The sequence below is a fragment of the Thioalkalivibrio thiocyanoxidans ARh2 genome (assembly GCF_000385215.1).
Classification (GTDB): domain Bacteria; phylum Pseudomonadota; class Gammaproteobacteria; order Ectothiorhodospirales; family Ectothiorhodospiraceae; genus Thioalkalivibrio; species Thioalkalivibrio thiocyanoxidans.
In genome coordinates, this window is sequence record NZ_ARQK01000046.1 from 18,349 (window position 1) to 29,386 (window position 11,038).

The 11,038-nt window shown below is 66.4% G+C and carries 12 protein-coding genes; 5 read left to right on the top strand and 7 right to left on the bottom strand.

The features are described from left to right. The 3 genes from G372_RS13500 (at position 1) to G372_RS0105590 (ending at position 3,331) form a co-directional block, all read left to right on the top strand. Positions 1 to 741, top strand: a complete 741-nt coding sequence (locus G372_RS13500) for an exonuclease domain-containing protein (protein ID WP_038070652.1) — start codon at positions 1 to 3, stop codon at positions 739 to 741. Positions 742 to 828: 87 nt separating this feature from the next. Continuing rightward, complete coding sequence (gene acs / locus G372_RS0105585; protein ID WP_019624643.1) at positions 829 to 2,787, top strand: acetate--CoA ligase; 1,959 nt, start codon at positions 829 to 831, stop codon at positions 2,785 to 2,787. Positions 2,788 to 2,953: 166 nt separating this feature from the next. Next, positions 2,954 to 3,331 (top strand): winged helix-turn-helix domain-containing protein, encoded by a 378-nt coding sequence (locus G372_RS0105590; protein ID WP_019624644.1) that lies wholly within the window; start codon positions 2,954 to 2,956, stop codon positions 3,329 to 3,331. Here G372_RS0105590 and G372_RS0105595 read toward each other — a convergent pair. Further along, positions 3,328 to 6,651, bottom strand: a complete 3,324-nt coding sequence (locus G372_RS0105595; RefSeq protein WP_019624645.1) for an EAL domain-containing protein — start codon at positions 6,649 to 6,651, stop codon at positions 3,328 to 3,330. The genes G372_RS0105590 and G372_RS0105595 overlap by 4 nt on opposite strands. Before the next feature lie 235 nt (positions 6,652 to 6,886). Beyond that, positions 6,887 to 7,387 carry a DUF302 domain-containing protein gene (locus G372_RS0105600; RefSeq protein WP_019624646.1) on the bottom strand — a complete coding sequence of 167 codons (501 nt, stop codon included), beginning with the start codon at positions 7,385 to 7,387 and terminating at the stop codon, positions 6,887 to 6,889. 219 nt (positions 7,388 to 7,606) lie between these two features. Here G372_RS0105600 and G372_RS0105605 point away from each other — a divergent pair, with 219 nt between their 5' ends. Together G372_RS0105605 and G372_RS0105610 are read left to right on the top strand one after the other, a co-directional pair. Next, on the top strand, positions 7,607 to 7,831 hold the full coding sequence (locus tag G372_RS0105605; RefSeq protein WP_018863698.1) for a hypothetical protein: 225 nt from the start codon (positions 7,607 to 7,609) through the stop codon (positions 7,829 to 7,831). Between the two features lie 44 nt (positions 7,832 to 7,875). Beyond that, complete coding sequence (locus G372_RS0105610; RefSeq protein ID WP_019624647.1) at positions 7,876 to 8,079, top strand: hypothetical protein; 204 nt, start codon at positions 7,876 to 7,878, stop codon at positions 8,077 to 8,079. Between the two features lie 40 nt (positions 8,080 to 8,119). Here the strand turns inward: G372_RS0105610 and G372_RS0105615 are convergent, their stop codons facing one another. From G372_RS0105615 to G372_RS0105635, 5 genes are all read right to left on the bottom strand, one after another. Next, a complete protein-coding gene (locus G372_RS0105615) occupies positions 8,120 to 8,455 on the bottom strand; it encodes an STAS domain-containing protein (RefSeq protein ID WP_018863696.1) in 336 nt (111 codons plus the stop codon). A 61-nt stretch (positions 8,456 to 8,516) separates the two neighbouring features. Continuing rightward, entirely contained in the window at positions 8,517 to 8,930 is a 414-nt protein-coding gene (locus G372_RS0105620; RefSeq protein WP_018863695.1) for an ATP-binding protein, read from the bottom strand. 45 nt (positions 8,931 to 8,975) lie between these two features. After that, the gene (locus G372_RS0105625; RefSeq protein WP_019624648.1) at positions 8,976 to 9,929 is read right to left on the bottom strand and encodes a NifU family protein; all 954 of its coding nucleotides are present in this window, start codon (positions 9,927 to 9,929) and stop codon (positions 8,976 to 8,978) included. Next, positions 9,883 to 10,137 carry an FAD assembly factor SdhE gene (locus G372_RS0105630; RefSeq protein WP_018175480.1) on the bottom strand — a complete coding sequence of 85 codons (255 nt, stop codon included), beginning with the start codon at positions 10,135 to 10,137 and terminating at the stop codon, positions 9,883 to 9,885. Before G372_RS0105630 ends, G372_RS0105625 begins: the two co-directional genes overlap by 47 nt. A gap of 133 nt (positions 10,138 to 10,270) precedes the next feature. After that, positions 10,271 to 10,972, bottom strand: coding sequence for a succinate dehydrogenase iron-sulfur subunit (locus G372_RS0105635; protein ID WP_019624649.1), 702 nt, complete (start codon positions 10,970 to 10,972; stop codon positions 10,271 to 10,273). Positions 10,973 to 11,038 lie beyond the last annotated feature (66 nt).

Sequence of the window (11,038 nt, forward strand, 5' to 3'; positions counted from 1 at the left end):
ATGCCCTGTCCACGACCGGAGGACACCCCGTGGGCACGCCCTATAGGACACTGGCGGTTTTGCCGACGCCGACAGCAGGCCGCCCGGCGCGCGCCAGCAGGGGCGCTGCGGGCCTGCCTGGAGTCGGCCCTGCCACCTGCCAGGCAACCCGTCGCAGAATGCCGTTTTCTCGCGGTGGACCTCGAAACCACGGGTCTCGACCCGGAACGGGATGTCATCCTGAGTATTGGCTGGGTCGCCATGGACGGCATGCATATCGACCTGGCCACCGCGGATCAACGGCTGGTACGGGCGGATTGTCCGGTCCCCGAACAAAGCGCGGTCATCCACCGCATTACCGACCGCAAAGCGGCTGGCGGAACCACCGTGGACAGCGCCCTGGACGCCCTGTTCGAGGCACTCCAGGGGCGTATTCTGGTCGCCCACCACGCCGCGCTGGAACTCGGCTTCCTGGAGGAGGCATGCCACCGCCTGTACGGTGTGCGCCCGCCACTCCCGGTAGTCGACACCCTGCGCCTGGCAGAGCGCCAGCTGCGGCGAGCGGGACGCCCGATCCCGGTGGACAGCATGCGTCTTCACACCCTGCGCACACGCTACAATCTGCCGCAGTACCGCGCGCACGATGCGCTATTCGATGCCCTGGCCGCGGGAGAGCTGTTTGCCGCCCTGGTCAGCCGGTTCTCGCCGGAAGCAAAGGTCCCGCTGGAGCGTGTGCTCTTCCGTCCCGGATGGTTCTGGTGACGCGGAAGCACACGATCGGCATGCTATTCTATCCCCCCATAATCCCGTGGTTTTCATGCCACCCCGAACCGATTCACGGAGGCCCTGATGAGCGACACCATCGAGTCCACGCTGCACGAGACCCGTCACTTTGCGCCGCCGGCGGAGTTCACGAAAAACGCCCGCCTCAAGCCCGAGGATCTCGAGGCCCTGCACAAGAGGGCCGATGCCGACTACGAGGGGTTCTGGTGTGACCTGGCGCGCGAGAAGATCGACTGGCAGACGGAGTTCACCCAGGGCCTGGACAGCACCCGCGCACCGCACTTCCAGTGGTTCGCCGACGGGCGCATGAACGTCTCCTACAACTGCATCGACCGGCATCTGGAGGTGCGTGGCAACAAGACCGCCATCATCTTCGAGGCGGAGAACGGCGAGACCCGCAATCTCACCTATCGCGACCTCTACAACGAGGTCGGCAAGCTCGCCAACGCGCTCAAGAGCATGGGCGTGGAAAAGGGCGACCGGGTCATCATCTACATGCCGATGAATGCCGAAGCCGTGATCGCCATGCAGGCCTGCGCCCGTATCGGCGCGATTCACTCGGTGGTCTTCGGGGGATTCTCCGCCGATGCCCTGCGCGATCGCGTCGTCGACTCCGGCGCGAAGCTGGTTATCACGGCGGATGGTGGCGTGCGCGGCGGCAAGACCGTGGCACTCAAGGCCAACGTCGACAAGGCACTGGACTCCAATCCAGCCGACGTCGAGAAGGTCATTGTCTGCAAGCGTGCCGGCAACGACGTAACCATGCAGGACGAGCGCGACATCTGGTGGGACGACGCCGTGGACGGCGAGTCGGTGGACTGCGAGCCGGAGTGGGTCGAGTCGGAACACCCGCTGTTCCTGCTCTATACCTCCGGCTCCACCGGAAAGCCCAAGGGCATCCAGCACTCCAGTGCCGGCTACCTGCTGGGCGCGATCATCACCAACGAGTGGGTGTTCGACCTGCAGGGCGACGACGTCTACTGGTGCACCGCGGACGTTGGCTGGATCACCGGCCATACCTACGTCGCCTATGGTCCGCTGGCGGTCGGCGCGACCCAGGTCGTCTACGAAGGCGTACCGACCGTGCCCGACGCCGGGCGCTGGTGGAAGATGTGCCAGGACCACGGCGTGACGGTGTTCTACACCGCCCCGACTGCGATCCGCGCGCTGATGAAGGCCGGCGACGAGTTCCCCGCCCAGTACGACCTGTCGAAACTGCGCCTGCTGGGCACGGTCGGCGAGCCCATCAACCCCGAGGCGTGGATGTGGTACTACCGCGTGATTGGCGGCGAACGCTGCCCGGTGGTCGACACCTGGTGGCAGACCGAAACCGGCGCCAACATGATCGCGCCGATCCCCGGCGCGACCACCCTGGTCCCCGGCTCCTGCACCCAGGCCCTGCCCGGCGTCGACGCCGATGTCGTCGACGAGAATGGCAACAGCCTGCCGGCCGACCAGGGTGGCTACCTCGTGATCAAGAAGCCGTGGCCCTCGATGCTGCGCACCGTTTGGGGCGACGATCAGCGCTACAAGGACACCTACTGGCCCAAGTTCGGCGGCAAGTACTACCTGGCCGGCGACTCCGCCCGCCGCGACTCGGAGGGCAACTTCTGGATCATGGGCCGCATCGACGACGTGCTGAACGTCTCCGGCCATCGCCTCGGCACCATGGAGGTCGAATCCGCACTGGTCGCGCACAAGGCCGTGGCCGAGGCCGCCGTGGTCGGACGTCCGCACGACGTGAAGGGCGAGTCCATCGTGGCCTTCGTGATCATGCACGGCGACCGTCCCACCGGCGACGACGCGGAAAAGCTGGTCAAGGAACTGCGCGACTGGGTGGCCGACCAGATCGGGCCGATCGCCAAGCCGGACGACATCCGCTTTGCCGACGGCCTCCCGAAGACCCGCTCCGGCAAGATCATGCGCCGCCTGCTGCGCTCCATCGCCAAGGGCGAGGAGATCACCTCGGATACCTCGACACTGGAAAACGAGGCGGTGATCCCGCAGCTCCAGGGCAAGGCCTGAGCTACGGGCCGGGGCCCGGCGCCCCGGCCCTGCTTCGACCTTGCTGTAGGAGGCCAGCCCTCTGGCCGATAGGGCGCCGGACAGGTCCGATCGGCCAGAGGGCTGGCCTCCTGCCGTTTGCACCCCTGCCGGGCACCATATCCGTTCCACCCGGGGCACCCGAGGCATGACGACACACCACTCCGATCACTCGCAAACCCCGCGCCTGCGTGTACTACTCGGCGAGGTCACGGCCATGGGCCCGGGCAAGGCCATGCTGCTGGAGGCGATCCGCGACAAGGGCTCCATCTCGGCCGCCGCGCGCAGCATCGGCATGTCCTATCGCCGCGCTTGGGACCTGGTCGAGACCATGAACCAGAGCTTTCGCCAGCCGATGGTCGAGACGGCCAAGGGGGGGGCCGGCGGAGGGGGCGCGAACGTAACAGAGTTCGGCGAACGGGTCCTGGCACGCTACCGGGAGATGGAAGCCCGCGCGACAGCAGCGATCCAGACGGATCTGGAGGACTTTAGTCGATTCCTCGTCGACACGGAAAACGCGGACTAGTCTCCTGCGGTGACCGGCCCTTCAGCCAGCAAGGCGGCAAAACGCTCGGCGGGCACCGGCCGGCTTGCCAGGTAGCCCTGGTAGTGGTCGCAGCCGAGCTCGCGCAGAGCCGCCAGTTGATCGCGGGTCTCCACTCCCTCGGCCAGCACGCACAAACCGAGGCCGTGCCCCAGTGCCACGATGGCCCGTGTGATCGACCGGTCATCGGCGACTTCCGCCCCTGCCGCCAGACCATCCACAAAGCTCTTGTCGACCTTGAGCGTATCGACCTGGAAGCGCTTGAGCTGCGCCATTGAAGAATATCCCGTCCCGAAGTCGTCAACCGCAAAGCTTACGCCGCGCTCGCGCAGCCGCTGAAGGATCCTGCGGGCGCGTTCGGGGTCGGACAGCAGCGCCGACTCGGTAATCTCCAGCTCCAGATACCTGGCCGGATAGGCATGACTCTCCAACAGATCGGCCACCTGCTGATCGATGGCGACCCGCTGGAACTGTAGTGCGGAGACGTTCACGGCCAGACGCACGGCCGGATGGCCCGCCTCGCGCCAGGCCTGCCCCTGCGCCAGCACACGGCGCAGCACCCACTCGCCCAATTCCACAATCAAGCCGGTCTGCTCGGCCACGGGAATAAAACGCCCGGGCGAGACGGGGCCCAGCCCGGGTTCATCCCACCGCAGCAGGGCCTCCGCCCCAATCAGCGCCCCGTCACGGATGCGATACTGCGGCTGGTAGTGCACCTCCAGCCGATCCTGTTCGATCGCGCGGCGCAGACGCGTGGACAAATCGATACGCTCGCGAGCGGCCCGGGTAAACTCGTCCGAGTAGTAGCGATAGCTGCCGCGGCCGTCGTCCTTGGCACGGTCCAGAGCCGTACTTGCCTGCTGCAGCAGGGTATCGGCATCGGTGCCGTGATCCGGGTACACGGCAATGCCGACGGTGACCGCGATCTCCGTCTCCACCCCGTTGCCCAGATCCGTGGAGTAGCCCACCTCGCGAATCACGTTCTCCGCCACCACGGCGGCATCGTCGGGATGCGCGAGGTTCTCCACCAGGATGGCGAATTCGTCGCTGGCCAGGCGCGCGACCGTGTCCGTACCCCGGCGCCCGCCCTGCAGCCGGTCGGCCACGATCTTCAGCAGGCGATCCCCTACCGCATGGCCCTGGCTGGCGTTGATGTCCTTGAAACGGTCGAGATCGATGATCAGCACCGCCAGATGGCCCGAGCGCCGCCGCATCAGCGAGACCGCATGGGCCAGCCGCACGCGCAGCAGGCGGCGGTTGGGGAGTTCTGTCAGCGGGTCGTGATGGGCCAGAAAATCCAGTTCTGCCTCGGAGGCCTTCTCCCGGGAGATGTCCGCGAATACCGAGACGTAATGCGTCAGACGTCCCTGGGCATCGCGCACGGCGGTAATGCTCTGCAACTCGGGGAAGATCTCGCCGTTCTTGCGCCGGTTCCAGATCTCTCCCTGCCAGTATCCCTCGGTCTCGAGCTGGCGCCGCATGTTGGCGTAGAAGGTCTGGTCGTGGCGCCCGGACTGGAACATCTTGGGCGTGCGCCCCACGACCTCGTCCTCGGTGTAGCCCATGAGCTCGGTAAAGGCACGGTTGACCGACAGGATATGCGCGGTGTCATCCGTAATGACCACACCCTCGCGGGTATTCTCGAACACCACCGATGCCAGACGCCGGCGTTCCTCCTCGTCACGGCGATCAGTGATGTCCTCGAAGGTGGCCACCACGCGGTCCACGGACCCGTCGGGCAACCGGGTACACTTCACGTCGATATCGGCCACCAGCACGCGCCCGTCGTGCCGCAGCAGGCGTTTCTCGATCTCGTATCCGTCACGCTGCCCGGCAAACATGGCGGCATCCAGCGCCACCTCGCAGCCGCGATCCTCGGGGACCGTCAGCCGGTCCCAGTCCATTCGGGCCAGTTCATCCGCGGGATAGCCCAGCATCTCGCCCAGGCAGGTGTTCACCCGCTCCCAGCCCCGCCCTCCCGGACGGGAAATCGCCATGCCAACAAACGGCATGTCGAAGAATACGCCCAGCAGGCGGTCCTGCTCGGCATGCGCCTGTACCAGATCGAGGTTGCGCCGCAGCCACTGCTGCCGCCAAAGCATCGCTCCGCCCCCCAGCACAAGCAGCCAGACCATGAGCGTCGCCCCGCCCATCCACACCGCCTGCTGCCGTGGTAGCACGGCCAGCCCTGCCAGATCCCGCTTGAGCACCAGATCCCAGCCGGGTGGCTCCAGCCGCTGCACCCCGGCGATGAATGCCGGCTCGGCCGCCTCGAAGGCTGCGACCGCGATGCCTTCGCGCTCCCCCTCGAGGAGCTCGGCACGCAGCCGGGCAAAGGCCTCGGGCGGCTCGATGATCAGGCCTCCGTTGGCGTCAATGCGGGCAATGGTGGCCTCGTCCGGTGCCTCCCGGACCACCACATGGGCGTCCGTGGACAGGGCGTCGGGACCGCCCGACAGCGTCAACAGCGGCTGCAGCCGGTCGGCACGGGCCGACAGGAGCACCAGGGCTGCCACCCGGCCCGCCTCATCGCTTCGATCGAGGACGGGCACCACCCAGCTGACCAGCGGTCTGCCATTTGCATCCGCGTGCAGTCGAGGCTGACTGACCTGTGCCGAGGACCACGCCTCGGCCAACGCTGCGTCCACCGCCACATCCAGCGGCAGCTCCTGTCCGACTTCGATCAGTGGCTCGAAGTCGGAATCCAGCAGCACTGCTGAGCGATAGTCGTAGTGGCTGCGCAGCAGGTCCAGATGATGATCGACCTGTTCACGGGCGAGGCTCGACTGCCGCTCGACCGCCGAAAGGGCAAACACCGCAAACCCGCGCGATTCGGCCAGCTGGCGCGCGTGGCCCAACCGCTCGTCCAGCCAGCCATCCAGCAGTCCGGCCTTCAGGAAGGCGGACCGCGTCAGCTCCTCCTCCGCCTGCCGCTGTGCCGAGCCGTGCTGGACATGGTAGGTCGCCAGTGCCACCCCTGTGACCGAGATGGCCACAGCCAGAACCAGCAATAGCCAGGGCTTGTAGCCGAAGTCTCCGGGGCGCGGAACGCTGGTGACCGAAGAACCCTCCAGCGGCTGGGACAGCGCCCAGCGCACCGCAAGAAAAAGCGCAGCCCCCGAGACCGCCACAAAGCCGAAGCCCTTGCCGAGATTCGCCAGCGTGAGCGCGTCGCCGACCTGCGCTCCCGTCCACCAGGCAACCACGGCATCGGAGAGCGCGATCCACAGCAGCCCCAGTACGGTGTAGATGCCCGCAATCCAGGACGCCAGGCGCAACGGGGTGCGGGCGCGTTTGTTCACAGACACCTGCCTGTTGCCGCCAACGATCTGCCGTCGCCTGGCCTAATCCCAATCACGTCCTTGCCACCCCGTCTTCCATGATGGTTGTGCCCCCCCACATTCAGCGAGCCATACCAATCCGCATTATGCCCACAAACACAAAAGGGCACGTCCCAGCGGACGTGCCCAGTTCAGTGCTTTATTCCATACGGATCGCGAAGCACCAGGCCCGAAGTCCGTACGGAGAGCCGGCCAATTACTCGGCGACGCTGCGCTCGATGATCTGCTCGATCTCGTTGCTGGAGAGTTCCATCACCTCTGCCACCTCGTCCGGCATCATCGGCAGGAACGCCGGGACGTTCATCCGCGAGATGAAGACATCCCCCTGGCTGTCCTGATAGATGCTGACACGGCAGGGCATGAGGGCCGAGACCGGGCGAAACGCGTCTTCCTCGAGGATGCGGGCGCTGTACTGCCCGCTGCAGACGTCGATGATGACCACCGGGTCCAGCGTGAAGCCGCGCTCCGAGAGCACACCCGACATGTAGTTCTTGTTCAGCACACTCCAGCCGGCATCTTTCGCCTGGGCCTCGAAGGCCTCGACCGTGTCCGGGAAGGACATCGGGCTGGGCGTGACCTTGACCATGTCCGGCTGCTCGCCACCGTGACTGCCGGCCTGCGCGACACCGGCGAGCAGCAAACCCGCGATCAACATCGCAACAATCGGCAGGAACCGCCCCCCGGTGAGCGATGTCATCTTTGTAAGTGTTCTGGTCATTGCAATTCTCCTGGCGTGAATGGGCGCAAGCTTGTGAGTAGAGGCCGCCCAGAGAGTTCCCGGACGCTAGGGGCCATTATTCAAGCACCGGCCCCGGGAGGCATTGACCCAGATCAACGGGATGCGATTCAGACGCGCTCCAGCCCCCTGCGGGCAATCCGGACGCGACCCACAAAGCCAGACGACAAGGAGCACGACATGGAGGCCACACTGAAGGGCGGGACCCTGACCCTGAAGATCGACAAGAAGACCGCCGAGAGCATCGCGGAGAACATCACCGAGCTTGAGGGCGAGATCAGCAACGGGGCCCGCGCGCTCGGCTCGGTACTGCAGCAGGGCGTCTACGAGCTGGAAAACGAGTTCCGCCAGCCGCCGCACGCCTTTGACGAGCACGCGCCCAAGCAGCCATCGATCGAGGACTGAAGAGCAGCCACTCGCACGCGCACGAACCCCGCAAGGAGGACGAGATGCATCTGGAAAAGGCCGAGAACGGCGAACTGGTGATCACGATGCCGGAGGCGGAGGCCTCCGACGCCCTGGCCACGCTGAAAAAGCGCGCCGACGAACTGGATGACTGCGAGGAACTGACCGAGGCCCTGGAAGAGGCCGGGATTCAGCTGCCCGCGGAACCCGACCACATCCGCCACGAATACATGCCCCCGGCGGACTAACGATAGGCGACCCGGCCCGCCCCCGGGCCGGGTGTTTCCTTCAGGCGTTGACCCGCTCCACGGCCCCGCGGGGGTCGTCGCACACCTCGAGGATCGTCAGGAAGCCGCTGATCTCGAACACCTCGCGGATCGGATCGCGGATCTCGCACAGCACCAGCCGCCCGCCGTTCTGCTTGACCTTCTTCGCGGTCATCAGCATCACACGCAGCCCCGCGCTGGAGATGTAGTCGACATCGCCAAACCGGATCACCAGCGAAGGGTGCTCTTCCATCCGCTGGAACAGGTGGGCCTCGAATTCCGGCGAGGTATTGCTGTCCAGACGGCCGGCCGGACTGACGACCAGCACGCCGTCGATCGTCTCTTCATTGACTTGCATCGGTGCGCCTTGCCTTTTGGTTTGCGTTGAGTAATACCCCGCCCACGCGGGCCCGAACGGGTCAGACCGGCTGCTTGCGCAAGATCAGGCGGTTGACACCATCGGCGGATCGGTAGTCGATCTCGTCCATCAGCGTCTTCATGAAATGGAGCCCCAGTCCACCGACCTGGCGCGAATCGACGTCGCCGTCGAGCTGCGCCTCGGGGGCATCGGTCAGCGGATTGAAGGCCTGGCCGTCGTCCGTGACCGTAATCGTCAGCCCGTCGTCTGCCGTGCGCAGATCCACCTCGATGGTGTGTTCCGCGTCATCATCGAAGGCATAGGCGATCAGGTTGGTCAGCCACTCGTCCAGCACCAGGTTGATCGGGTAGACCGAGGACACCGGGATCCCCGCCTCCTCGCAGAAGGCCTCCACCTGCTCGGCCAGCCGCGGGATCTCACGCAGTTCACTCTGGATCCGGAAAGCCCGCTGCATCGTGCACTCCCTGCCGGCCACCGCCGAGCGGATCGCCCCGTCGAGTCAAAAGGTGTTCGCGACGCTGGCCACCCCCGGCGCCCGCGAGCGCACCAGGCGCTCGACCACGTTCTTCAGGTCCAGGGTCGAGCGCGGGCAGCCCACGCAAGCCCCTTTCAGGCGCACCCGCACGGTACGCCCGTCGAGTTCCACGAACTCGATATCGCCCCCGTCCTGCATCAGGATGCGCCGCGCCTCCTCGATGGCGGCGCGTACCGCGTCCTCGTCGATCGGGCCGTCCGCCGGGACATCGGCGGCCTCGCGCGCGGCGAAGGTCTGGGCCCGATCCAGGCGCAGCGCCAGCTCCGGATCGAGCTCCTCGATCGCGTCCAATTCGTCCTCGCTGTACACGTGATCCGGGTCGTCGCTCAGCAGGTGGGAGACATCCACCATCACCTGTGCCTTGTCGGGTCCCGCCATGGTCGGTCCTCCGCGTGATCGCATTCGCGCCAGTATAGCAACGGCCTGTACCCACCCGGCCCGAAGCCGCACACGCCAGCCGGATTCCGGTGTCGCGACCGGCGGCCAGCGCAGGCGTACCCGCAGCCGGCGCAGGTCATCGCGGTCCATGCGCGCGGCATGCAGCCAGAGCCGCCACAGGTGCCCCCCGTCCCGTTCGCGCAGCACCAGCAGGATCATCCCGGCCAGGACCCGGCTGTCGGGCAGCAGCTCGACCCAGGTCACCTGCTCCTGGCGCAGGCCCTCGCGGGTCGCGACCCAGGTCTCCCCCTCCGGCGTCTGCCCCAGCCAGGCCCAGTCCGGTGCCGCATCGCGCCACTGCCACCACCAGCCGACGGCCGCCAGGCCCCAGACCGGCGCCAGCATCCACAACGGGCTGTAGATCAGCACAAAACCGGAGACGGCGAGGACCAGCAGGATCTGCCCGGCTAGCGCCAGCCGTGGCAGGACGGGGTCAGGGTGCAGTCTCAGCCGCAGCGGCGGCGCGGATCGCCGGGACAAGCCGGGCTATCCCGTCGTCCACCGTGGTCTGGCGACCCATGACCACATCCAGCAGCACATTGTCGGGGTAGTCGAGCAGGCGCTCGAAGGCATCGCGACCCTCCTGGTCCAGTTGCGCATATCCCTGCGCGAGAAACTGCCCGAGCAGCCAGTCGTTCTCCAGCATGCCGCGGCGGCAGCGCCAGCGGGTGCGGCTGTCGGGTTCCATCACCAAAAAGCCCGTCCAGGCCTCTGGTAGGAGCCTGCTTGCAGGCGAATGCCCCTAAAGTCGGACGCGGGCAGGGGCTTCGCCTGCAAGCAGGCTCCTGCAAGGGCTGAACCGCAGTTGTGCAGCGGGTCACTCACAGCGACTTCTTGAGCATGGTGCGGCGGATGTCGCCGATCGCCCGGCTCGGGTTCAGGCCCTTCGGGCAGACCTGGGTGCAGTTCATGATGGTGTGGCAGCGGTAGAGCTTCCAGGCATCGTCCAGCTCAGCCAGGCGGTGATCGGTGGCCTCGTCGCGGCTGTCCTGGATGAAGCGCGCGGCCTGCAGCAGCGCGGCCGGGCCCAGGAACTTGTCCGGATTCCACCAGTACGACGGGCAGGCGGCGGAACAGCAGCCGCACAGGATGCACTCGTACAGCCCGTCCAGCTGGTCGCGGTCCTCCGGGCTCTGTTTGCGCTCGACCTCCGGCTCCGGGCTGTCGTTGACCAGCCAGGGTTCGGCTCTTCGGTACTGCTCCCAGAAGTTGCCCATGTCCACGATCAGGTCGCGGATCACCGGCATCCCCGGAAACGGGCGCAGTGTGACCGGCGCCTCCAGGTCCGCCAGCGGCGTGATGCAGGCCAGGCCGTTCATGCCGTTGATGTTCATGCCGTCGGAACCGCAGACCCCGTGCTGGCAGGAGCGGCGGAAGCCCAGCGAGTCGTCCTGCTCCTTCAGCAGCAGCAGGGCGTCCAGCAGCATCATCCCCGGCTCGACCTGGTCGTCAGGCAGGGTGAAGCGCTGCATCTTCGGTAGCGTGTCCGTCTCTGGGTTGAAGCGGTAGATCGAGAATTCCAATCGTCTCTCCTGTCAGCGTTGCTACAGGTTTGTCTATTGCGATCCGGGCCCCTGAAATCGCCGCCT

What these genes read in the sequence shown, in the direction of transcription:
- G372_RS0105620 (WP_018863695.1), bottom strand. Translation starts at nt 8,930, where the DNA reads ATGCAGCGGGCTTTCCGGATCCAGAGTGAACTGCGTGAGATCCCGCGG.
- G372_RS0105630 (WP_018175480.1), bottom strand. Translation starts at nt 10,137, where the DNA reads ATGGAACCCGACAGCCGCACCCGCTGGCGCTGCCGCCGCGGCATGCTG.
- G372_RS13500 (WP_038070652.1), top strand. Translation starts at nt 1, where the DNA reads ATGCCCTGTCCACGACCGGAGGACACCCCGTGGGCACGCCCTATAGGA.
- G372_RS0105615 (WP_018863696.1), bottom strand. Translation starts at nt 8,455, where the DNA reads ATGCAAGTCAATGAAGAGACGATCGACGGCGTGCTGGTCGTCAGTCCG.
- G372_RS0105590 (WP_019624644.1), top strand. Translation starts at nt 2,954, where the DNA reads ATGACGACACACCACTCCGATCACTCGCAAACCCCGCGCCTGCGTGTA.
- G372_RS0105610 (WP_019624647.1), top strand. Translation starts at nt 7,876, where the DNA reads ATGCATCTGGAAAAGGCCGAGAACGGCGAACTGGTGATCACGATGCCG.
- G372_RS0105605 (WP_018863698.1), top strand. Translation starts at nt 7,607, where the DNA reads ATGGAGGCCACACTGAAGGGCGGGACCCTGACCCTGAAGATCGACAAG.
- G372_RS0105600 (WP_019624646.1), bottom strand. Translation starts at nt 7,387, where the DNA reads ATGACATCGCTCACCGGGGGGCGGTTCCTGCCGATTGTTGCGATGTTG.
- acs (WP_019624643.1), top strand. Translation starts at nt 829, where the DNA reads ATGAGCGACACCATCGAGTCCACGCTGCACGAGACCCGTCACTTTGCG.